22 protein-coding genes and 1 riboswitch are annotated in these 23,717 nt (G+C 32.1%); of the genes, 12 read left to right on the top strand and 10 right to left on the bottom strand.

Annotated elements, in window-relative coordinates:
• Window positions 1-17 precede the first annotated feature (17 nt).
• Both ABD690_RS09755 and ABD690_RS09750 read right to left on the bottom strand, forming a co-directional pair.
• Complete coding sequence (locus ABD690_RS09755) at window positions 18-1,085, bottom strand: YncE family protein (RefSeq protein ID WP_344729916.1); 1,068 nt, start codon at window positions 1,083-1,085, stop codon at window positions 18-20.
• A gap of 3 nt (window positions 1,086-1,088) precedes the next feature.
• Window positions 1,089-2,921 carry a TonB-dependent receptor plug domain-containing protein gene (locus ABD690_RS09750; protein ID WP_344729914.1) on the bottom strand — a complete coding sequence of 611 codons (1,833 nt, stop codon included), beginning with the start codon at window positions 2,919-2,921 and terminating at the stop codon, window positions 1,089-1,091.
• Between the two features lie 32 nt (window positions 2,922-2,953).
• A riboswitch (cobalamin riboswitch) is annotated at window positions 2,954-3,191 on the bottom strand.
• A 68-nt stretch (window positions 3,192-3,259) separates the two neighbouring features.
• On the opposite strand from ABD690_RS09750, the gene ABD690_RS09745 reads away from it, so the two are divergent.
• The 7 genes from ABD690_RS09745 (at window position 3,260) to ABD690_RS09715 (ending at window position 9,884) form a co-directional block, all read left to right on the top strand.
• Complete coding sequence (locus tag ABD690_RS09745) at window positions 3,260-4,402, top strand: ABC transporter substrate-binding protein (RefSeq protein ID WP_344729912.1); 1,143 nt, start codon at window positions 3,260-3,262, stop codon at window positions 4,400-4,402.
• On the top strand, window positions 4,403-5,431 hold the full coding sequence (locus ABD690_RS09740) for a FecCD family ABC transporter permease (RefSeq protein ID WP_344729910.1): 1,029 nt from the start codon (window positions 4,403-4,405) through the stop codon (window positions 5,429-5,431).
• A 112-nt stretch (window positions 5,432-5,543) separates the two neighbouring features.
• Window positions 5,544-6,338: an ABC transporter ATP-binding protein gene (locus ABD690_RS09735; protein WP_344729908.1), complete on the top strand. Its 795-nt coding sequence runs from the start codon at window positions 5,544-5,546 to the stop codon at window positions 6,336-6,338.
• A 107-nt stretch (window positions 6,339-6,445) separates the two neighbouring features.
• The gene (locus ABD690_RS09730) at window positions 6,446-7,837 is read left to right on the top strand and encodes a DNA recombination protein RmuC (protein ID WP_335976512.1); all 1,392 of its coding nucleotides are present in this window, start codon (window positions 6,446-6,448) and stop codon (window positions 7,835-7,837) included.
• The gene (locus ABD690_RS09725) at window positions 7,824-8,390 is read left to right on the top strand and encodes an acyl-CoA thioesterase (RefSeq protein WP_425554974.1); all 567 of its coding nucleotides are present in this window, start codon (window positions 7,824-7,826) and stop codon (window positions 8,388-8,390) included. The genes ABD690_RS09730 and ABD690_RS09725 overlap by 14 nt, the downstream gene beginning before the upstream one ends.
• Window positions 8,391-8,562: 172 nt before the next feature.
• Window positions 8,563-9,183 carry a SatD family protein gene (locus ABD690_RS09720; RefSeq protein WP_344729903.1) on the top strand — a complete coding sequence of 207 codons (621 nt, stop codon included), beginning with the start codon at window positions 8,563-8,565 and terminating at the stop codon, window positions 9,181-9,183.
• Entirely contained in the window at window positions 9,180-9,884 is a 705-nt protein-coding gene (locus tag ABD690_RS09715) for a DUF3307 domain-containing protein (protein ID WP_344729901.1), read from the top strand. Before ABD690_RS09720 ends, ABD690_RS09715 begins: the two co-directional genes overlap by 4 nt.
• A 60-nt stretch (window positions 9,885-9,944) precedes the next feature.
• Here the strand turns inward: ABD690_RS09715 and carB are convergent, their stop codons facing one another.
• Entirely contained in the window at window positions 9,945-12,797 is a 2,853-nt protein-coding gene (gene carB / locus ABD690_RS09710) for a carbamoyl-phosphate synthase large subunit (protein WP_344729899.1), read from the bottom strand.
• Window positions 12,798-12,894: 97 nt separating this feature from the next.
• Window positions 12,895-13,056, bottom strand: a complete 162-nt coding sequence (rpmH, locus tag ABD690_RS09705; protein ID WP_344729897.1) for a 50S ribosomal protein L34 — start codon at window positions 13,054-13,056, stop codon at window positions 12,895-12,897.
• Window positions 13,057-13,309: 253 nt separating this feature from the next.
• Here rpmH and ABD690_RS09700 point away from each other — a divergent pair, with 253 nt between their 5' ends.
• Window positions 13,310-13,885 (top strand): tetratricopeptide repeat protein, encoded by a 576-nt coding sequence (locus tag ABD690_RS09700; RefSeq protein WP_344729895.1) that lies wholly within the window; start codon window positions 13,310-13,312, stop codon window positions 13,883-13,885.
• A 1-nt stretch (window position 13,886) separates the two neighbouring features.
• Here ABD690_RS09700 and cls read toward each other — a convergent pair whose 3' ends face one another.
• Genes cls through ABD690_RS09685 form a run of 3 tightly spaced genes read right to left on the bottom strand, consistent with a single transcriptional unit; the run spans window position 13,887 to window position 16,987 of the window.
• The gene (cls, locus tag ABD690_RS09695; protein WP_344729893.1) at window positions 13,887-15,341 is read right to left on the bottom strand and encodes a cardiolipin synthase; all 1,455 of its coding nucleotides are present in this window, start codon (window positions 15,339-15,341) and stop codon (window positions 13,887-13,889) included.
• The gene (locus tag ABD690_RS09690; protein ID WP_344729891.1) at window positions 15,341-16,270 is read right to left on the bottom strand and encodes a lytic transglycosylase domain-containing protein; all 930 of its coding nucleotides are present in this window, start codon (window positions 16,268-16,270) and stop codon (window positions 15,341-15,343) included. Before ABD690_RS09690 ends, cls begins: the two co-directional genes overlap by 1 nt.
• Before the next feature lie 42 nt (window positions 16,271-16,312).
• The gene (locus ABD690_RS09685; RefSeq protein WP_344729889.1) at window positions 16,313-16,987 is read right to left on the bottom strand and encodes an alpha/beta hydrolase; all 675 of its coding nucleotides are present in this window, start codon (window positions 16,985-16,987) and stop codon (window positions 16,313-16,315) included.
• A 121-nt stretch (window positions 16,988-17,108) separates the two neighbouring features.
• Here ABD690_RS09685 and ABD690_RS09680 point away from each other — a divergent pair, with 121 nt between their 5' ends.
• Window positions 17,109-17,405 carry an N-acetyltransferase gene (locus ABD690_RS09680; RefSeq protein ID WP_344729887.1) on the top strand — a complete coding sequence of 99 codons (297 nt, stop codon included), beginning with the start codon at window positions 17,109-17,111 and terminating at the stop codon, window positions 17,403-17,405.
• A gap of 59 nt (window positions 17,406-17,464) precedes the next feature.
• On the opposite strand, the gene mtaB is transcribed toward ABD690_RS09680, so the two are convergent.
• Window positions 17,465-18,796, bottom strand: coding sequence for a tRNA (N(6)-L-threonylcarbamoyladenosine(37)-C(2))-methylthiotransferase MtaB (gene mtaB / locus ABD690_RS09675; protein ID WP_344729885.1), 1,332 nt, complete (start codon window positions 18,794-18,796; stop codon window positions 17,465-17,467).
• 44 nt (window positions 18,797-18,840) lie between these two features.
• On the opposite strand from mtaB, the gene ABD690_RS09670 reads away from it, so the two are divergent.
• Complete coding sequence (locus ABD690_RS09670) at window positions 18,841-20,475, top strand: ABC transporter substrate-binding protein (RefSeq protein WP_344729883.1); 1,635 nt, start codon at window positions 18,841-18,843, stop codon at window positions 20,473-20,475.
• Here the strand turns inward: ABD690_RS09670 and ABD690_RS09665 are convergent.
• Together ABD690_RS09665 and ABD690_RS09660 are read right to left on the bottom strand one after the other, a co-directional pair.
• A complete protein-coding gene (locus ABD690_RS09665; protein ID WP_344729881.1) occupies window positions 20,472-21,647 on the bottom strand; it encodes a GlmU family protein in 1,176 nt (391 codons plus the stop codon). The two genes, ABD690_RS09670 and ABD690_RS09665, sit on opposite strands and share 4 nt — an antisense overlap.
• Before the next feature lie 133 nt (window positions 21,648-21,780).
• A complete protein-coding gene (locus ABD690_RS09660; protein ID WP_344729879.1) occupies window positions 21,781-22,032 on the bottom strand; it encodes a type B 50S ribosomal protein L31 in 252 nt (83 codons plus the stop codon).
• A 158-nt stretch (window positions 22,033-22,190) separates the two neighbouring features.
• On the opposite strand from ABD690_RS09660, the gene ABD690_RS09655 reads away from it, so the two are divergent.
• Both ABD690_RS09655 and ABD690_RS09650 read left to right on the top strand, forming a co-directional pair.
• Window positions 22,191-22,721: a DUF4199 domain-containing protein gene (locus ABD690_RS09655; RefSeq protein WP_344729877.1), complete on the top strand. Its 531-nt coding sequence runs from the start codon at window positions 22,191-22,193 to the stop codon at window positions 22,719-22,721.
• Window positions 22,722-22,760: 39 nt separating this feature from the next.
• Entirely contained in the window at window positions 22,761-23,708 is a 948-nt protein-coding gene (locus ABD690_RS09650) for a glycosyltransferase family 2 protein (protein ID WP_344729875.1), read from the top strand.
• Window positions 23,709-23,717 lie beyond the last annotated feature (9 nt).

Below are 23,717 nucleotides of genomic sequence, written 5' to 3'. Positions count from 1 at the left end.
TATCAATAAGAATATGATTAGTTAAAATAAATTTTTGAAGCATTAACACCTACTTCAAAAGTGTTTATTAAAACTGTCGACCCTAAATCATATACCAATAAATCTCCTACAGATGAAAAATCTTTGGCATCTGTTACATATACATTACCATCGTTTACAGCTAAACCATACGTTGTAATAGCTCCTAAATTTATTATTGATGCTGTTGGTAACGTAGTTTCTGTTTCAGACATTGCAAAAACTTCGTTGTTTAATACGTAATAAATAGTTCCATTATCAAAAGCCATTTGACTTGGGTGTGCGCCGTTAGCAAACGTTAAAGTTTCTGAAACTGTATTTGTTGCTAAATCAATTTTAGTTATTGATGCTTGAGTCTCTACAGGTGGTGTTTGCCAATACAAATTAGCTCCTTCACTTAAAACTACTAATTCATTAGAGCTATTTATAATCATTTCGTCTGGTGTATCATTTACTGTTATTGTTGAAACAGAGTTGTCTGATAAATCTATTACAGAAATAATATTGTTCACATTCCAACCCCCTTTGTGAGACACATAAACATTTCCGTTATGTACCAAAACACGCTCTGGTCCTTCTCCTATTGGAATGGTTGTTTCAACTGTATTTGTAGCTAAATCTATCACGGCAATAAAATCATCACTAGTATCACTACCATCTCCCCAATTACTCACATAGCCTTTACCGTTTACAAAATCTATATATCTTGGAGTTTGTAAACCCGTTGCAATAACACCTTCGTTTTCAAATGTGTAACGGTTAACAACATTAATAACATTAACATTATCTGAAACAATGTATGCCTCATTATTGTTAAAACCAATAGACTGTAAATAAACTCCAGGCGCTTCACCGTTAACATTTTCATAAACATTGTTTTCGATAACAGAAAAATCATTAGAAATATATGATATTGAAGCTGGTCCTCCTTCTGCACTTACAATTATTCCATTTGCATAATCGCCCAATGATACAGGTGGGATAACTAAATCATCATCACTGCTACAAGACGTTGTTACTAAAGCTAGTAACAAGCTAAAAGTTAAAAATTTCAATAGGTTTTTCATAGTCTAAAAATTAAAGTTTAAATAAAAATTATAATGAATACCTGGCATAAACCTATTGGCTACGCTTTGGTAGTCTTCGTTAAAAATATTTTTGGCTTGGGCTCCTAAAACATACTGCTGTTCTTTTCCAAAAGCATACTCAAATCCCACATTAGAAACCGTGTATGCGTCAATGGTATATTTAGGATTATTATCTGACAATGTAAAAACGTCACCAACAAATAACACTTGATAATAAAGTGAAACACGTTTATATTGATAATTAAACATCGTAGAACCCTTATGTTCGGGAACATAAATAAGTTGTTTATCGGTTTCTTGGTTTTCAGATATTGTATAGGTATAATTACCTCCTAATGATAGTTTATGAGACTGAAACCTAACATTAATATCAAGCTGTGATTCCAACCCGTATGTTACTACATGGTCTGTATTTATAGGTTGCCATAAATTTCCAGATGGTAACCAGCGAATCATATCTGTAATATCGTTGTAAAAACCTGTTGCACTTAAACGGATGTTTTTAAACGACAGCTCTTGACCTAATTCTACTTGATAAGACGTTTCTGGTTTTAAATCAGTGTTTCCGCTGCCTTCCCAATACAGATCATTATACGTAGGTATTCTGAAGTTTTTAGAACCATTTACTGATATTGAATAATGTTTACCTAGGTTGTATTTAAGTCCTAAACTATACAACAACGGGCTTTCGTAATTATTTGTAACCTCTTGTCTTAACGTAGCTTCATATAGGAAATTTTTTAATTGTTGCTTAAATAGCAAACTAAACCCTGATATGGTTCTATTTGTTTTTCCTATACTTGAACCTTCTCCTGTTGTGTGAGTCACATCAATAACACTTTGTAGAGAAGCATTGTTGAATAATTTATAATCTAAATTATACTTACCTAATAAAGTTTTGGCTTCTCCAAACGTATGTAAGTCTTTTTTTATGTTAGGAAAGTACTTATATGTTTCTGTTAAGTAAGCTACTTTTAAAATTGATGTAAATCTACCGTAGTTTCCTAACCACTCCAACATAGTTCTTGAGTTTACATCTTGATATTTGGTTGGTGTTTCTGTTGAAAATATTAGTGAAAAATGACGTTCGCCATCATATAAGTAACTATATAGTTTCAATATGTTTTTTGAATTCAATTTATAAGCAAAATTGGCAGATAAACTTTGGTTATAAAACGCGCCATTTAGGTTTTCTTTTTCACTATCTACATACTCATAATCGTTATCAGATTGTGCTCTACTTAATGCAATGTCTACACTAAACTTATTTGTTGAAAAACGAGACTTATATCCTACATCCCAAGAATTAAAACTACCATAATTTGAGTAGATTGTATTTTTAAAGCCTGTATTAAATTTAAGCTGATTATTAAGATGTATTGAACCTCCTATAGCGCCACTTCCATAAAGTGCACTACCGCCACCACTACGTACAGTTACATCATCAAAATTTCTAATATTAATCGTGTTAAAATCTGTTTGTCCGTTAAACTGTGAATTGATATTAATACCATTCCAAGTTACTGCCGTTTGTTGTGCTGTTGTACCTCGAAACGACGGCGAAGACACCATTCCTAAACCATTTTCTTTAAAATAAACACCTGAATTGTAGTTGAGCAAATTAGTTAAAGATGATGTACTTCTTGATATAACACTATCTCTAAATACACTAACCGTTTGTGTATTAGAAAATGTTTTTAAATACACATCTGCTTTTACCACAACTTCTTCAAGCTGCTGCAAAGAATCTAGCTTTGTTTGTGACCAAATTGAGCTACTGATAAAAACTAAAGTATAAAATGCAAATTGCCTCATAACCTAAAAGCCTTTTTCCCGAAAGCTTTACTGTTTAATTAAGAAAATTGGCAGGTCTCCTGACTTACATTTTGCTGTGTTACCTTCCCAGTTTACACCAGTGGTTTATTGAAGTGCACAACAACTCTTCGTTAAAGAGATGCCCAATTAAGTTGGGCAATATGCTTACAGTTGCGGGAACAGTTCTGGACTTGAAAAATAAGACTCGCACCAGATTCCCTTTTAATCGAAATCGAAAAACAATCTCGAACCAAAATTCGATGCAAAACTAAACATTTTGTTTAATGTTTTATCAATAAGATTAAATAATATTACTTTTGAATGAAAATTTAACCACCGTGAGAAAACTACTTACACTTGCTTTACTTATAAGTTTTATAGCTTGTAAAAAAGAAAAAAAACTACCTACTGAAGTTAAACAAGACATTGTAAAATCAGAATTTAGTTATGCCAATGGTTTTTCTATAACACATAACGAAAATTTTAAAATTTTAACCATAAACAATCCTTGGCCCAAAGCTGAAAAATCGTTTAAATATGCTTTAATCCCAAGAGAAAATCTTGCAACAATTACTTTAAATAGCGATGAATACGATGGCATTATTGCAACACCTATTGAAAAAATAGTCGTGACATCTACAACACATATTCCTGCATTGGAGTTGTTGGGTATTGAAGAAACCTTGGTTGGTTTTCCTGGAACCGATTATATTTCATCTGAAAAAACCAGAGCTTTGATAAACGCTGAAAGCATTAGAGAATTAGGAAAGAATGAAGGTATCAACACCGAAGTTTTGCTAGAGCTACAACCTGAAGTTGTTGTAGGTTTTGGTATTGATGGTAATAATAAAACTTTTGAAACCATTAAAAAATCTGGTATTCCAGTCATGTACAATGGCGATTGGGTTGAAAAATCACCACTTGCAAAAGCCGAATGGATTAAATTTTTTGGAGCTCTTTACAACAAAACTGCTGAAGCTGATTCTATTTTCAACAGTATTGAAAAAGCGTATAACGATGCAAAAATATTGGCTTCAAAGGTTAAAAACTCACCAACTGTTTTAAGTGGTGCGCTTCATAAAGATGTTTGGTATTTACCAAGTGGCACAAGCCCTGAAGCACAACTTTTAAAAGATGCTAACGTCAATTACCTTTGGCAAGATGTTGCTGGTGAAGGCAGTTTAGCATTAAGTTTTGAAGCTGTTTTTACAAAAGGAAAATCGGCTGATATTTGGTTAAGTCCGTCATATTATAATTCATTAGAAACTTTAAAAAACGCTAACGAACACTACACCGAATTTGATGCTTTTAAAAACAAAACAGTATACTCGTTTGTAAATGTTACAGGAGCAACTGGTGGTGTTACCTACTATGAAGAAGGTACTGCAAGACCTGACTTGGTTTTAAAAGACATTATAAAAGTGTGTCACCCAGAATTATTACCAGAATACGAAACTCATTTTTTTAAACCGTTAGAATAGTTGACTAATCAACCTACATACAAAGTACCATTTACAATCTTAATTGTAACGTTACTGGTATGCTTCTTAGGTAATATCAGCCTAGGTTCGGTATCTATTCCTATAACATCTGTATTTAAAAGTTTATTTACAACCATTGACAACGATTCTTGGCATTACATTATTCACAACTACAGATTACCAAAAGCATTTACAGCGGTTTTAGTAGGTTCTGGATTGGGCATTTCCGGATTGTTAATGCAAACTTTGTTTAGAAACCCATTGGCTGGTCCGTTTGTGCTTGGTATTAGTTCTGGAGCTAGTTTAGGAGTCGCGATTGTGATCCTTGGTGCAGGAATTTTTGGTGGCAGTCTTGCTACACTTTTACTTTCAAAATGGAGTGTGGTTATTGCGGCTAGTTTAGGTAGTTTTTTAGTGTTACTCTCTGTTTTAGCTGTGTCTTTAAAAGTAAGAGATACCATGGCTATTTTAATCATTGGGTTAATGTTTGGTAGCATTACTTCTGCGGTTGTCAGTGTACTCTCCTACTTTAGTTCTGCCGAACAACTACAGCAATACATTTTTTGGGGATTTGGTAGTTTAGGAAACCTATCTTGGAACGAGTTGTTTATTTTCTTCTGCATTTATCTCCTAGGATTATTTATGAGTATCATTTCAATCAAAGCCTTAAATACACTTTTATTGGGCGAAAATTACGCTAAAAGTCTTGGGTTGAACATTAATCAAAGTCGGTTTATCATTATAATTGCAACAAGTTTATTAGCAGGAACTATTACAGCTTTTGCTGGACCAATTGCTTTCATAGGATTAGCAATTCCGCATATGGTTCGTCAAGTTTTTACAACAGCCAACCACAAAGTGTTATTACCTGCTGTGTTTTTGTTTGGTGCCATAGTCATGCTTATTTGTGATAGTATTGCGCAATTGCCTACAAGCGATTACACTTTACCTATTAATGCCATAACTTCATTAATTGGTGCGCCTGTAGTGATTTGGTTATTGGTTCGCAAACGTAAAATGTTGTTTTAAATGAGAAATAAGAATAAAGATAAAAGAATCAAGACTGTCATTCCGCACTTGATGCGGAATCCAAAAAAAATAGATTCTGCGTCGTAGCGCAGAATGACAAAACAAAATATTTGTGACAAAAACACAACCACATACTATTCTAAAAACTGAAAGTCTAACCATAGGTTACACACAAAAAAAACGTCAAACCATTGTTGCAGATAATGTAAACATTGCGCTACAACAAGGTGAATTGGTTGGTTTGGTTGGTGCTAATGGTATTGGAAAATCTACATTACTACGAACACTTACTAAAGTACAACCACCAATTGATGGCTCTGTTTTTATTAACGATAAATTACTTGAAAATTCCTCGCATTTAGAGCTTTCCAAGAGCTTGAGCGTAGTACTTACCGAACAACCTGCATCAAAAAATTTGACCGTTTTTGAACTTGTTGCTTTAGGCAGACAACCTTACACCAATTGGGTTGGTAATCTTTCAGAAAACGATATCTCTATTATTGAAAAAGCGTTATTACAAACCAATATTCAACAATTAAAAGACAAAAAGTGCTTTGAGTTAAGTGATGGCCAACTACAAAAAGTCATGATTGCACGAGCATTAGCTCAAGACACACATTTAATTATTTTAGATGAACCAACAACCCATCTAGACATGTACCATAAAGCCTACATTTTAAAGCTTTTAAAAACCTTGGCAAAAGACACCAACAAAACCATTTTGTTTTCTTCACACGAAATTGATTTAGCCATTCAACTGTGTGACAAAATGATTGTAATGACACATTCACAAGTAATTTCAGACACGCCTTGTAACTTAATTTCAAAAGGTGTTTTTAATGAATTGTTTCCTGAAGACATGATCGCTTTTGATGAGAAAACTGGAAGCTTTAGAGTGAAAAAGTAATGCTTTGAAAATGAAACAAATTTAAAACCGTAATTTAGGTTTCTGTTTCAAATTCGATTTCAATTTCAGACTAAATCATTTATCTTTGATAAAATTCTTTTCACTGTATGACTGAAACACTCATTTTATTTATCGCTATTATTTTTTCTGCTGGAATTGGTGCTTTTTTGGGCTTAAAATTTGCTCAATTAAAAAGCAAAGGGAATACGAGCACGCTTGAAGAACGCAATACCAACTTAAGCAAACAACTTGAAGATTTAAAATTAAATACCGAATCTGAAAACCAAAAACAAAACGCACTTTTTAATCAGCAATTACAAGATTTAAAAGACACTATTTCTAAAATTGAAACAGAACGCGAAACCATTAGAAAAGAAAAAGACCTTTTAAACACCGAACTTTCCAGAAGAAATACAGAGCTTGAAAACCTTCAAGAACAAAATCTTAAACGCGACGAAGAGCTTGCTAAACAACAAGAACAACTGCGTAAAGATTTTGAGTTAATGGCGAGTAAAATTCTTGATGAAAAAAGTGAAAAATTCACCATTCAGAATAAAGAAAACATTAAACAAATTCTGAATCCGCTTCAAGAAAAAATCCAAACGTTTGAAAAGAAAGTTGAAGATTCTCAAAAGGAAAGCATCAGCATGCATTCGGCTTTAAAAGAGCAACTTTTAGGTCTTAAAGATCTTAATCAAAAAATGACCATAGAAGCCAATAACCTAACCAAAGCTTTAAAAGGCGACAGCAAAATGCAAGGTAATTGGGGCGAATTGGTTTTAGAGCGTGTTTTAGAAAAATCTGGACTAGAAAAAGACCGCGAATATTTTGTTCAACAAAACTTTAATCGTGAAGATGGTTCGCGTGTTATGCCTGATGTGGTGTTACATTTACCAGATGGCAAGCGCATGATTATAGATAGTAAAGTATCACTTACCGATTACGAACGTTTTGCCAATGCTGAAGATGATGAAAAAGCAATGCATTTAAAAGCGCACGTTAACTCTATAAACAAACACGTTAATCAGCTTTCAGAAAAGAAATACGAGGATTTATACGATATGGAATCTCCAGATTTTGTATTGATGTTTATTCCTATTGAACCTGCTTTTGCCATTGCTATAAACGAAGACAATACGCTTTATAACAAAGCTTTTGAGAAGAATATTGTAATCGTTACACCTTCTACCCTTTTAGCGACATTGCGAACTGTTGACACAATGTGGAGCAACGAAAAGCAACAGCGTAATGCCTTGGAAATCGCAAAACAAGCAGGTGCACTTTATGATAAATTTGAAGGTTTAGTTTCTGATTTAACAGGTGTTGGCAAAAAAATAGATGCTGCCAAAAGTGACTATTCAGCAGCGATGAATAAACTGGTTGAAGGCAAAGGAAACATTATTGGTCGTGTAGAAAAACTTAAAAAAATGGGTGCCAAAGCTAAAAAATCACTACCAGAACCCATTTTAAAACGCGCTATAAACGATGACGATGAGTAAACACAATTTCAAACCCGTTGATTCTTCTAGAGTTTCTATCTCACAACTCATGCAACCTTCGCATTCTAATTTTGGTGGAAAAATTCATGGTGGTTATATTTTAAGTTTAATGGATCAAATTGCTTTTGCTTGTGCATCAAAACATTCTGAAACTTATTGTGTAACAGCATCGGTTGATACGGTTGATTTTTTAAATCCTATTGAAATTGGTGAGTTGGTTACCATGAAAGCCTCGGTAAATTATGTTGGTCGCACATCCATGGTTGTTGGTATTCGTGTGGAATCTGAAAATATTCAAACCGGAACAGTAAAACATTGTAATTCATCTTACTTTACCATGGTTGCTAAAGATGATAATGGAAAGACTGTTGAAGTTCCTGGTTTAATTTTAAACGATAAAACCGAAGTAAAACGGTTTTTAAAAGCCATAAAACGTAAAGACACTAAAATTCATCGTCAACAAGAGTTTAGTAGTGATTCTTTTGCACTTGACAATTATATTGAAGACTTAAAAGGCTACAAGATTAAGATAGAATTACCTGAAAGCATTTAAAAACGCACTATTCGCCTATTTACTTCCTTTGTATTTTATTCCATAAAAAAGGCATACGTTAAATTATTCCTTAAAAAGGGAATATATTTGAATATTCCATAAAAAAGGAATATATTTGAATATCAAACTCATTTGTGATAACTAAAGAATATCACATAAAATAAAAAAAGCCATGACAAGTGTAATAACTGGTGACATTATAAACTCAACCAAACATAGCAACCCAAATGTTTGGCTAACGTCTTTAAAACAAGCTTTAGAGCAAGTAAGTAGCAACACAAACAATTGGGAAATATTTAGAGGTGATAGCTTTCAAATTGAAATTTCAGATATTAATCAATCCTTTATAAGTGCTGTTTATATAAAAGCTTGTATAAAAATGATAAAAGGCTTGGATGTTAGAATGGCTATAGGTTTTGGCCATAAAACATTTAACGGAAATACAGTAACAGAATCTAACGGAAGTGCTTTTCAAAACTCCGGAAACTTACTAGAAATTTTAAAGCAATCTAAAACAAACTTAAAATTAAAAGGAATTCCTAATATAGACAACGAGCTAAATCTATATTTAAAGCTTATTGGGATTCTTATGGATAATTGGTCTGTTAATTCGGCTGAAATTGTTAAATTACATTTAGAAAACGAAAATAAAATTCAAAAAGAATTAGCAAAAATTATTGGCATTAGCCAGGATGCTGTTAGTAAACGCATGAAACGCGCTTATCTTGATGAAATTTTAGAAGTTAATGAAATGCTTATTTCAAAAATAGCACAGTCAAAAATTATAGCATGATTTTATTAATAAAACTCATATTAGCTCATATTATAGGTGATTTTTTTCTTCAACCTAAAACATGGGTAAAAGAAAAAGAGAAACTAAAACTAAAATCTTCAAAGCTATATTTTCACATTGCAATTCATATTGCTCTATTATTCATATTAGTTTTTGACATTACGCGCTGGCCACTTATTATCATGATAGGTATATCGCACTTTATAATAGACTCTATAAAACTTATGTTTCAAAAAAAGTCTACCAAAAGACTTTGGTTTTTTATAGATCAAGCGCTTCATATTATTAGCATCTTTTGCGCCTATTATTTATTCACTAATCAAGTATTTAATATATCAAATGTCATTAGTGAAAACACGTTGTTATTAATAACTTGTTTATTATTCTTAACACAGCCTGTTTCTATTATTATGAAAGTTATTTTTAATAAATGGAATATTGAAAAGCTTACTAAAGGAAACGAATCTCTTAAAGATGCCGGAAAGTATATTGGAATTCTTGAGCGGTTATTAGTGTTTGTGTTTATAATAACAAATCACTGGGAAGCTGTTGGTTTTTTAATTACAGCAAAATCGGTATTTAGGTTTGGAGATTTAAAAGAAAGTAAGCACAGAAAACTAACCGAATACATCTTGATAGGGACATTAATTAGTTTTGGAATAGCCATTATAACTGGCATTGTATATTTAAAACTTATATGATTAAAATAAAAAAAAGGAGCTTTAATTAAAGCTCCTTTTTTTATTTCCTATTGTATCTTCTTATTTACTTAAGTACATTTTTCTTCTTGTATAAAGATTATAGAATTCGTCATCTTTTAAACTATCTATAAACAAAATACTTTCTCCTGTACTTTTCATTTCTGGTCCTAATTTCTTGTTTACATTAGGGAATTTATTAAATGAAAATACAGGTTGTTTTATAGCATAACCTTCTAATTTTGGATTAAACTCAAAGTCAGTAACCTTCTTCTCTCCTAGCATAACCTTTGTTGCATAATTTACATAAGGTTCGCCATAAGCTTTTGCTATAAATGGAACTGTACGAGACGCACGAGGGTTTGCTTCAATAATATAAACGGTATCATCTTTAACAGCAAATTGAATGTTAATTAATCCAACTGTATTTAAGGCTAATGCAATCTTTTTAGTATGATCTTTTATCTGTTCCAACACAAGATCTCCTAAATTAAATGGTGGCAACGTTGCGTTACTATCACCCGAGTGAATTCCGCAAGGTTCAATATGCTCCATTATACCAATAATGTAAACGTTTTCTCCGTCACAAATAGCATCGGCTTCAGCTTCTATTGCGCCATCTAAATAATGATCTAAAAGTAACTTATTATCAGGCATACCACGAAGTAAGTCTACAACATGCTCTTCTAGTTCTTTTTTGTTAATGACAATTTTCATGCCTTGTCCACCAAGAACGTAAGATGGTCTTACAAGAATTGGGAAATCTAATCTATCTGCAACAGCAAGTGCTTCATCTGCTGATGTTGCAACATCAAACTCTGGATAAGGAATATTATTGTCTTTTAATAATTTTGAGAAACTACCTCTATCTTCAGCTAAATCTAAAGATTGGTAAGTTGTTCCTAAAATTTTAATACCGTAACGATCTAACTTTTCAGCCAGTTTTAATGCTGTTTGACCACCTAACTGAACGATAACACCTTCTGGTTTTTCATGACGAATTATGTCATAAATATGCTCCCAAAATACGGGTTCAAAGTACAGTTTATCAGCGATGTCAAAATCGGTTGAAACTGTTTCAGGGTTACAGTTTATCATGATGGTTTCATAACCACATTCAGAACTAGCTAAAACACCATGAACACAGCAGTAATCAAACTCTATACCTTGTCCAATTCTGTTTGGTCCAGAACCTAAAACAATGATTTTTTTCTTATCAGAAACAACACTTTCATTTGCCGAATAAATATCTCCATTGGCTGTTTCTAACTCGTTTTCAAATGTTGAATAATAGTATGGTGTTTGTGCTTTAAACTCGGCAGCACATGTATCTACCAGTTTGTAAACACGGTTTATTTTTAACTCATCACGCTTGTTGTATACTTCGCTTTCTAAACATTTAAGCATATGCGCTATTTGACGGTCACCATATCCTTTTTGTTTTGCTTCTAGCAACAACTCTCTATCAATGGTATCAATAGTATACGTTGAAATTTCTTTTTCTAATTTATATAGCTCTTCATATTGCTTTAAGAACCACATATCAATCTTTGTAATTTCGTGTATTCTACTTAATGGAATTCCCATTTGAATAGCATCGTAAATAACAAATACACGATCCCAACTTGCATAAGTAAGTTTTTCTATAATTTGCTCGTAGTCTTTGTAGCCTTTTCCATCTGCACCAAGACCATTACGTTTTATTTCTAGAGACTGTGTTGCTTTATGTAGCGCTTCTTGAAATGAACGACCAATAGCCATAACTTCTCCAACCGCTTTCATTTGTAAACCTAAAGTTCTATCAGATCCTTCAAATTTATCAAAGTTCCAACGTGGTATTTTTACAACAACATAGTCTAATGTAGGTTCAAACAACGCTGATGTTGATCCTGTGATTTGATTACTTAACTCATCAAGTGTGTAACCTATAGCTAATTTTGCTGCTACTTTTGCAATAGGATATCCTGTTGCTTTACTTGCTAATGCTGAAGAACGCGATACACGAGGATTAATTTCTATAGCAATTATATCTTCATTTTCATCTGGGCTCACAGCAAACTGTACATTACAACCTCCTGCAAAATCACCAATACTACGCATCATGTGTATTGCCATATCACGCATACGTTGGAAAGTTGTATCTGATAAAGTCATTGCTGGTGCTACTGTAATAGAATCTCCGGTGTGAATTCCCATCGGATCCATATTTTCAATAGTACAAATAATAACAACGTTATCATTTTTATCTCGTAATAGCTCTAATTCATATTCTTTCCAGCCTAATAAGGCCTTATCAATCATTACTTCATGAATAGGAGAAATTTCAAGTCCGCGACTTAATAATTCATCAAAATTTGCTTCATCATAAACAATTGCAGCTCCTGCTCCACCTAAAGTAAACGATGAACGAATACATAATGGAAAACCAAATTCTTGAGCTATTTCTTTTCCTTTTAAAAATGACGTAGCAGTTGCTTGTGGCGCCATTGGCACACCAATTTTTGTCATTAAGTCTCTAAATTGCTCTCTGTCTTCAGTAATATTAATGGCATCAATATCTACACCAATAAGTTTTACACCAAAATCTTCCCAAATACCTTTATCTTCAGCTTCAATAGCTAAATTTAGTGCTGTTTGTCCTCCCATAGTAGGAAGTACAGCATCAATTTGAGGATGTTCTTTTAAAACTTTTATAATAGATTTGGTATTAAGAGGCAATAGGTAAACATGATCTGCCATAGAAGGATCTGTCATGATTGTTGCAGGGTTAGAATTGATTAAGATGGTTTCAATTCCGTCTTCTCTTAATGAACGAAGTGCTTGTGTTCCAGAATAATCAAATTCACAAGCTTGACCAATAATTATAGGACCAGAACCTATAAGTAGAATAGATTTTATGTTTTTATTTTTAGGCATGTTGTGTTGTTTTGTTTTGCAAAAATAGTTAACTATAGGATACAAAAAAAGGCGTTACTCCAAGCAACACCTTTTTAATATTAACAATTGTTAATCATTATTTCTTATGTCTAGTTTCAGAAGATACAGACAATTTCTTTCTACCTTTAGCTCTTCTACGAGCAAGTACTTTTCTACCATTAACTGTAGCCATTCTTTCTCTGAAGCCATGCTTATTTTTTCTCTTTCTTTTTGATGGCTGAAATGTTCTTTTACTCATTACTTATATCTTTAAAATCTTCTTATTCTTTTTAAAAACTAGGGTTTTATTTTTTCCTCAAAACCGAGCGCAAATATACAAAGCCTTTTTTATTTGACAAACCTTTATTTAAAAATATTTTTTCAATAAAAATTTAGTTTCTTTGTATCACAAAAATTAATATCAAAAAACCAGTGAAATTAAAGCTTCTAAAATACGGTAGCTTTTAAAATTTCATTCAAAAAAACTACAACAATTATAAAATTTAAAACTTATGTATAATAAAATTATAAAATTAATCATCGCTTTTTTAATATTTGGATACGCTATTTATCAGTTTATTGAAGGAAATATAGGCAATGGTATTATGTATATTTTATTAGCCTTAATATTTGTTTTTCTATATTTTAAAAATGAATTTATCCTGTTGGCTTTTTTACGTTTACGTAAGCAAGATTTTGATGGCGCTAAAAAATGGTTGGATAAAATTAAAAAACCATCTGCTGCTTTAACAACAAAACAAGAAGGGTATTTCCATTATTTACATGGTATTATGGTGTCTCAAACGAATATGAATGAGGCTGAAAAACGCTTTAAAAAAGCTATTTCACTTGGTTTATCTATGGATCATGATTTGGCTATGGCTAAATTAAATTTAGCTGGTATTGCTTTTACTAAGCGCAGAAAAAACGAAGCTAAATTATTACTAAATGAAGCTCAAAAACTAGATAAGCGCGGTATACTTACTGACCAAATAAAAATGATGAAAGACAATATGAAACGTGCACAAGCGCCAAACCAACATTTTGGTGCTGGTGGTTCTATTCGTGCTCAAAAACGTAGAGGATAATTTACAACAAAGGCGCCCACAAACGCGAGTAAGATTCTTTTAGTTTCATAAGTTTTGGGCGTTGTTCCCAACGTTTTAATTCAATCTCTTGACTATCTTTTATATCTTCTAGAAATTGTTTTTTAAGTTGTTTACTAACAGCTTCATTGTAGATTAAAGCATTTATTTCAAAGTTTATATTAAAACTTCTGTAATCAAGGTTTGCTGTTCCTATTGATGTGAAAATATCGTCAACTACTTGAGTTTTTGCATGAACAAACCCTTTGGTATACCTATATACTTTAACACCTGCTTCCATAAGCGATTGTAAATAAGAGTTTGTTGCATGATTAGCTATCCAAGAATCTGATTTTTTTGGAATGATGATTCTAACATCTACACCGCTTCTTGATGCAATTTGAAGCGCTGTAATAATTTGTTGGTTTGGTATAAAATAAGGTGTTGTTATATAAATATAATTATCAGCTGTATTAATGGCTGTAAGTATAGCTTCCATAATATTTGCCCAATCTGTATCAGGCCCACTGGCTGCTATCTGTACTTTTGTCTCTTTTTTGGTTTTAGATTCTGGAAAGAATTGTTTTGAAACTTGAATATCACTTCCAGAAACAAAATCCCAGGTTGTTAAAAAATGTATTTGAAGTAATTTAACAGCTTCGCCTTGTATACGTATGTGAGTATCACGCCAAAACAACGCATCGTTTTCGTAATTTACATAATTGTCAGAAATGTTGATACCGCCTAAATAGCCTATTAATCCATCAATAATTGCTATTTTTCTATGATTTCTGTAATTCATTTTTCCTGTAAACTTTGGAAATAACACAGGCATAAATGGATAAAACGAAACACCGCTATTTTTTAATCTCTTTTTTGACGCTGAAGATATTTTGCTCCCCACATCATCTACACTTAATCTTACAGCAACACCTTGTTTAGCTTTTTCGCAAAGTATATCTATAATCTGACCTCCTATTTTATCGTCTTTTAAGATATAATACTCTAAATGTATGTGATTTTTAGCTTGTTTTAAATCTTCTAAAAGCACTTCAAATTTCTTATTACCATTTATCAATATCTCTACATCGTTATGTAGTGTTAATGGCGCATTTTCACTTTTGTGAAGCAATTTTACAAGTTTAATTTTTTCTTCTAATGTTTGATCAACTTCTTTTAATTCTTGTTCATTAAGCTCTAAATCTTTGTTTATTTTTTTAATTAAACTTCTATTTAGAATATGCTTTCTATTGAATATTTTATTCTTTCGGTATTCTTGCCCAAAAAGATAATATACAAGGATTCCTAAAAACGGAAAAAAAACCAAAACGATGATATAAGACAACGTTTTGGTTGGGTTTATGTTCTTTAATAGTATTGTGAATGCTGCTGAAATAGCAATTATATAGTTTAATACTATAAGAATAGTCAAGATGTGCTCCTTAATAAATGTAAGCATTAAGGTTGTTTTGTGTAATGTCCTTTTTCTGGAAGACTTATAAAATATTGTTTTCTTGACTTATTATTTAAGTGAGGCTCTCGCAACCAAGGGTTATGTATTTTTAATATTTTATAATTTATACCGTAACGTTCAGCAAATTTTGTAAAATCTGTTACTGCTGTATCTACTTCAACTTTGTAGGTTGGAACTTCTTTATATAAATCTTTATCTCTAAAGTTAAACCCATACTTGTCAGGATGAGATAAAATTTCTTTTAGTGCTACAATTCTAAACATATAGCGTCCTGTTTCTTCCCCTAAAAGCAAATCATAATAATCGCTTACATTTTGCTCTTCTAATCGTCTTGAAACACCTGCCATCCCTGCATTATAAGCTGCAGCTGCTAGTGTCCATGAACCTAGTTTTTCTTTAGATTTTTTCAAATATTCACAAGCCACTTCTGTTGCTAATTCTAAATTATAGCGCTCATCTACATTATCATTTACTTCTAGTCCGTATTCTCGGCCAGTGGTTTTCATAATTTGCCAAACACCTCTTGCTCCTGCTGGAGAAACAGCATTGGTTAAACCACTTTCTATAACTGCCAAATATTTAAAATCATCTGGCACACCATGTTTAGCTAAAATTGGTTCAATAACAGGAAAGTATTTTGCAGCTCTTTTAAACATTAATAATCCATTAGACTGCCAGTAAGTATTTACTAATAATTCTCTATCCATACGTTCATGAATATCAGGATTGTTTAGCGGCATTGGTTCTCCTGCAAAATCTAAATATTCTGGAACCTGAAGTGCATAAACATTATAATCATTAATTACTTTTTTCTCAAAATTCTCATCTGTTGGAGCATCTTGCATAGCAAACACAAACAAGCTAGCTACACAAAATAAGCCTATTAAGGCTAATATATTTTTTATCGTTTTCATTATATCAAGTTTTCTTTAAAGTTATGAAAAAAGCAGCAAATTTTAAGCCAGTTTTTCATCTAAAATAATCTTTGCTAAATTTTCGTTAAACCACTTATACTTATTAATAATCATGATATGAGATCCTCCTTTTACTGGTATAAAATTCTTTAAATGATATGTAGGAAACACTTTATCTTTATCTCCATGAATATGTACAATATTAGCCTGTATATCTTGTGGTTTCCAAAACATTAATTGTTTTATAGCCCATTCTAAATAATACGGATCATTAACTAAAAGATACTTTCTGTAAAGCTCTATCCTATCATTTGCTACTTTTCCAAAAGCATATTTTGCTAACACATCTATATTTGATAGTTTTTTTGTTGGAATTAACTTGTATGCATTAGTAAACTTTGCTAGCTTCATTCGGTTAGGAAGCTCTCCTCTAGATTTTACACTAGATATTACAAGCACCTTTCTTGTTGAAACAAATTTGCTCATTTCCTGAACCAAAACACCGCCAAAAGACACACCAGCAAGCACAACGTTTTCATGTGTTATTGATGCTGCTGTGCGCTTTGCATAGTCTTGTAATGTTTCGTTTTTTTCTGGAACCAACCATTCTAAATAATGCATTTGAAACGAATCTTCAGGTAATTTGATGTGTTCAAAAATTAATGAACTAGCTGCCATTCCTGGCATAAAGTAAACGTGTATTATATCTTGACTCATAAGGCTCAAACCACTATATCTCTTTATATTAACAATAATTTTTCGTAAATTTGCGTTACAAAGCTATATAAAATATAGTTCCACTCCCTATAAATTCCATTGAATAAAAAAACAATTTATTATGATAGATGCATCAGAACTTGTTGACAATGATTTTTTACGTCAATTTGAATTAAAGGTAGATGAGCATATGGCAAAAATTGAATATTCACTTCAAGAGAGAAAAATATTTTTAACCAAGCTCATTATACCAGAAGAGATTTTTAACGACACTTTTCAAAATGATTTTATAAAACTTGTTTTTGAAAATATTGAAGAGCGCAATTTAAGTGTGGTTCCTACAAGTCCAGAAATCGCCAAATTTATTAGAAAAAATAGGCAGTACAAAAGCATGCTACCTGTTGGTGTTAGAATTTAAAATTGTAAACATTAAAACTATAATAAAAAAAATCCGAAGCAATAACTTCGGATTTTTTTTTATGAGGCTAACTCCTTTATAAACGCTATACGCATTAATCCATCATCGTCTATCTCTGTAAGCTGAACTTCATGCAAAGTATTTACTAATTCTGGATTCCAAGGAGTTTTAACTTTTACATAGTTTTCAGTAAATCCATGGATATAGCCTTCTTTATTTTCACTTTCAAATAAAACTGTTCTAGAAGTATTTACTTGACTTTCATAAAAAGCTCTGCGCTTTTTTGCAGACAGGCCTCGTAACATTTTACTACGTTTAGAACGCACTTTTTTAGGCACAATGCCATCCATAGCTGCCGCTTCAGTATTATCACGCTCCGAATACGTAAAAACATGCATATATGAAATATCTAACTCATTCAAAAAGTTATATGTTTCTAGAAAGCGTTCTTCTGTTTCTCCTGGAAAACCAACAATAACATCAACACCTATACAAGCATGAGGCATTACTTCTTTGGTTTTTGCAACACGATCTACATACAACTCACGCATGTATCGTCGTTTCATTTTTTTTAGAATATCATTACTGCCACTTTGTAGTGGAATATGAAAATGTGGCACAAATGCTCTAGATTTAGAAACTAAATCAATAGTTTCATTTTTAAGTAAATTAGGCTCTATTGATGATATTCTTAAACGTTCTATACCTTCTACCTTATCTAACTCTCTCACCAAGTCTAGAAATGTATGCTCATGCTTTTTGTTTCCAAATTCACCTTTACCATAATCACCAATGTTTACACCAGTTAACACAATCTCTTTTATGTTCTTTTCTGAAATCTCTTTAGCGTTTTTCAAAACATTTTTCATGGTATCACTACGTGAAATTCCTCTTGCTAATGGTATTGTACAGTACGTACATTTATAATCACAACCATCTTGAACCTTTAAAAAAGCACGTGTTCTATCGCCAATAGAATAGCTGCCAACATAAAAATCAGCATCATCAATATCACATGAATGAACTTCTCCAAAATCATTTTTAGATAAGTCATTTAAATAATCAGTAATCTTAAATTTTTCTGTAGCACCAAGAACTAAATCAACACCATTAACATCTGCTAATTCTTGTGGTTTTAACTGGGCATAGCAACCTACGGCTGCAACAAAAGCATCTGGATTAGCTTTTTGAGCCTGCTTAACAATAGTTTTAAAACGTTTGTCTGCATTTTCTGTTACAGAACAAGTGTTAATCACGTAAATATCAGCTTCATCAGTAAAATCAACACGGTCAAAACCTTCATTTTTAAAAGACCTTGCTATTGTTGATGTTTCTGAAAAATTAAGCTTACATCCTAATGTGTAAAATGCGACTTTTTTTCTTGCGTTCATTCTCGTACTTTTACCAAGTTGCAAATTTACAACTATTCTCTAACATGATAAAACACATAAAAACAAACATACGTTTCTCAATTAACATGTTTACAGCTAGTTGTATTTTGTTGCTTATCCTATCATGCAAAAACACAAAAGAGACTAATAAAGAACACCTTGTATTTAGGTATAATGAACACAAGAATATAGGATCTTTAGACCCTGCTTTCTCCAAAGACATTGCTGATATTTGGGCTACTAACCAACTTTTTAATGGTTTAGTACAAATGGATGACAGCCTAAATGTTAAGCCTTGTATTGCAAAACATTGGACAGTTTCTGATAGTGCCAAAACCTATACATTTACATTACGAAGTGACGTATACTTTCATAAACATGAACGTTTTGGCATAGATTCTACCAGAAACGTTACCGCCAAGGATTTTGAGTACAGTTTAAACAGATTAAAAGACAAACAAGTTGCTTCGCCTGGTAGTTGGGTGCTTAACAAAGTTGATAGTTTTCATGCTGTAAATGACACGCTTTTTCAAATAACACTCAAGCAACCTTTTCCCGCTTTTCTGGGGCTATTAACAATGAAATATTGCTCGGTAGTTCCTAAAGAAATTATAGATTTTTACGGAACAGACTTTAGAAGCAACCCGATTGGCACTGGACCTTTTAAATTTAAGCGTTGGGAAGAAAATATTAAGCTGGTTTTAAGAAAAAACAATACGTATTTTGAAAAAGACAATTTTGGCAATTCACTTCCTTATCTTGAAGCTGTAGCCATTACTTTTTTACCTGATAAACAAAGTGAATTTTTACAATTTGCTCAAGGAAATATTGATTATGTATCCGGTTTAGATGCATCTTATAAAGATGAAATATTAACAGCTAGCGGACAGTTACGAGATGCTTATTTCGATGATGTAAACATGATACGAGGTCCTTATTTAAACACTGAATATTTAGCATTTTATATGGACTCTAACATTCCTGAAATGCAATCCAACAAATTACGACAGGCTATAAATTATGGTTTTGACCGACAAAAAATGATGACCTACCTACGCAATGGTATTGGTATTCCTGCTAATGGTGGCTTTATACCAAAAGGGCTTCCTGGGTATAATGCTGATGCAGGTTTTTCTTATCAGCCTGAAAAAGCGAGGTCGCTAGTTTCTGAATTTAAAAATGAAACAGGAAATCAAAATCCACAAATAACCATTACAACAACGAGTAATTATTTAAGTTTTTGCGAATATATACAAAGAGAGCTTCAAAAAACTGGCTTACAGGTTAATATTGATGTTATTCCTGCTGCAACGCTTAAAGATGCAAAGGCTAACGGAAAACTTGATATGTTTAGAGCTAGTTGGGTGGCCGATTACCCAGATGCCGAAAATTATCTATCATTATATTACAGTAAAAACTTTGCGCCAAATGGTCCTAATTATACCCATTTTAAAAACAAGCAGTTTGATACTTGGTACGAAAAAGCATTTACCGAAACCAATACTAAAACTAGAGAATTGCTTTACAAAAAAATGGATAGCCTTGTGATGAGCAAAACTCCTGTTGTTCCGTTATTTTATGATGAAGTTGTTCGTTTTACCAGAAAAAACGTTAATGGGTTAGGTATAAACCCTACTAATTTATTAGAACTAAAACGCGTTAAGAAAACAAAAAACTAATCGCGTCTATATTTTTTAGTTTCTTCAAAAACGTGTTCTAAAATAGCTTTATCAGCATCTGTAAGCTCTACATCTCTACGTGACATTACTACTTCTGCTACTTCAAAAGCTTTTTTAGTTAAATACGTTGTAAAACCACTACTGCCACCCCAAGAAAAACTAGGAACAAAATTACGAGGAAAACCGCTACCAAAAATATTAGCACTCACACCAACCACAGTCCCTGTATTAAACATCGTGTTGATACCACATTTACTATGATCTCCCATCATTAATCCGCAAAATTGCAATCCTGTTTTGGCAAAGTTTTCGGTTTCGTAATTCCATAAACGCACCTCGGCATAATTATTTTTTAGGTTAGAATTATTAGTATCGGCTCCTAAATTGCACCATTCTCCTAATACCGAATTACCTAAAAAACCGTCATGGCCTTTGTTTGAGTATCCAAAAATTACAGAGTTATTAATTTCTCCTCCTACTTTGCTATGCGGCCCCACAGTGGTTGGCCCATATATTTTAGCGCCCATTTTTACTGTGGCATAATCACATAATGCAAAAGGGCCACGAATAATACTACCTTCCATAACTTCAGCATCTTTACCTATGTAAATTGGTCCGTTAGTAGCATTAAGCGTTACAAATTCAAGTTTAGCACCTTCTTCTATAAAAATTTGACTTGCATTAATTGTGTTAACAGATGCAGGTATTGGTTGTGACTTTTTATCTTTTGTTAATAAATCAAAATCATCTTGAATTGCGATACCATTTTTTGAAAAAATATCCCAAGTGTTTTCTATTTTTACTACATCTTCGTTGTATTCTATTGCTTCATATGTATCAAAATCTATTGCTTCTTGGGTGTCTTTTGTAAAAAAAGCAATAACATCTTCATCATTAAAAATTGCTTGATTTTCTTCTAAACTTTTAATCATTTCTGCTAATTCAACATTTGGAAGAAAAGATGCATTTATCATAATATTTTCATCCATTTCAACCATAGGATACTTGTCAGACAAGTAATCTTCTGTAATTGTGGTTGTCGTGTATCCTAAAAGCAGTTCCCACTTTTCTCTAATAGTTAAAATTCCTATACGAATGTCAGCAACTGGTCGTGTGTAAGTAAATGGTAATAAATTATTACGAAAAGGACCATCAAAGAGTATGTAGTTCATAGCAAGCAAGCTTAAGGTTAGGTATTAAAAACTCTAATAAAATTAATCTATTCTCAAAAATAGCTTAATTGTTGAAAACAAAAAAAGCCTTCAGTATAAATATGAAGGCTTTAAAATATATTTTAGCTGAAACTTATTTTTTAAATTTCGCGTATTTGTTTTTGAATTTATCAATACGACCAGCAGTATCTACTAATTTAGATTTACCAGTGTAATAAGGATGAGATGTTCTAGAGATTTCCATTTTTACTAATGGGTACTCAACACCATCAACTTCTAAAGTTTCGTTTGTATTTGCTGTAGACTTTGTTAAAAACACATCATCATTAGACATATCTTTAAATGCTACTACTCTATAATTTTCTGGATGTATATCTTTTTTCATCGCTAAACGCTTTATTGTCTTACAAATTTTGAGGTGCAAATTTAAGCGTTTTTTATTAATACACAATACTTTTTTGTTTTTTTTATTTCTCTTATAATCTGTAACGTTTTGGTATATTTGTTTACTAACCAAATATAATCAACTAAAATCACTTAAAAATGGAAAAATCATTAAAATCAATATCAATTAACAACGGGCTTATTCTAGGTTTAATTTTGTCCGTGATTACTGTTTTAGCATATGCTGTTAACCTAGATTTGTTTACAAAATGGTGGCTTGGCATCATATTATTTCTTATTGCATTTGGACTTGGTATTTACTCTTCTATACAAATTAAAAAACAACTAGGAGGTTTTATTTCATTTAAACAAGCTTTTAGCTCGTATTTTATCACCATCGCTATTGGTACTTTAATTTCTACAATTGTTGGTATTATCATTTTTACGTTTGTTGACCCTGAAGCAGCAAAATATTTAAATGAGCAAATACTGATTATGACAAAAGAAACTATGGAAAACTTTGGCGCTTCACAAGAAATTATTCAGCAAAGCTTAATGGAAGCTGAAAAAACTGACAACTTTTCTTTAGCATCTCAACTAAAAGCTTATATCTCTAGATTAGTGTTTTATAGCATATTAGGGTTAATTGCTGCTTTAATAGTTAAAAAAAATGACCCTAACGCAGAATAAATTTCATATTTTTGAAACAAGAAATTTGAAATTATCTCAATGAATATATCAGTAGTTATACCACTACTTAACGAACAAGAATCTTTAAAAGAGTTACATGATTGGATTGCAAATGTTATGCAGTCCAATCATTTTTCTTATGAAATCATTTTTATTGATGATGGAAGCACTGATGATTCTTGGAAAATCATACAGCAATTATCTAAAAAAGATAGCAACGTAAAAGGCATTAAGTTTTTAAAAAACTTTGGTAAATCTCAAGCTTTACATGCTGGTTTTGACAAAGCGCAAGGAGATGTTATAATCACCATGGATGCAGATTTGCAAGACAATCCAGAAGAAATACCAGAACTTTATGACATGATTATAAATGAAGGGTTTGATATGGTTTCTGGTTGGAAGAAAAAGCGCTATGATTCTGTAATTAGTAAAAATCTGCCATCAAAATTATTTAATTGGGCTGCTAGAAAAACATCAGGCGTAAAGCTTCATGATTTTAACTGCGGACTCAAATCTTACCATAAAGATGTAACAAAAAACATTGATGTAAACGGCGAAATGCATCGCTACATTCCTGTTTTAGCAAAAACAGCTGGCTTTACTAATATTGGTGAAAAGGTTGTTAAGCATCAAGCAAGAAAATATGGCGAAACTAAATTTGGCATGGATCGGTTTATTCACGGTTTTTTAGACTTAATTACCATATGGTTTATTTCGCGTTTTGGAAAACGTCCTATGCATCTTTTTGGTGCTTTAGGCGTTCTTATGTTTGCTATAGGTTTTGGCTTTTCTTTTTATCTTGGTATAGACAAGCTTTTTTTAAACCCTTATGGCAGATTAATTACGCAACGCCCTCAATTTTATATCGCGCTAGCAACTATGATAATTGGAACACAGTTTTTTGTTGCCGGCTTTTTAGGAGAAATTATTCTTCGCTCTAAACAAGATAAAAAACGATACCTTATTAAAGACGAATTAAATTTGTAACGCAATCAT

This window comes from Corallibacter vietnamensis (genome assembly GCF_039537875.1).
Classification (GTDB): domain Bacteria; phylum Bacteroidota; class Bacteroidia; order Flavobacteriales; family Flavobacteriaceae; genus Corallibacter; species Corallibacter vietnamensis.
This window is presented reverse-complemented; position numbering and strand designations above follow the sequence as displayed.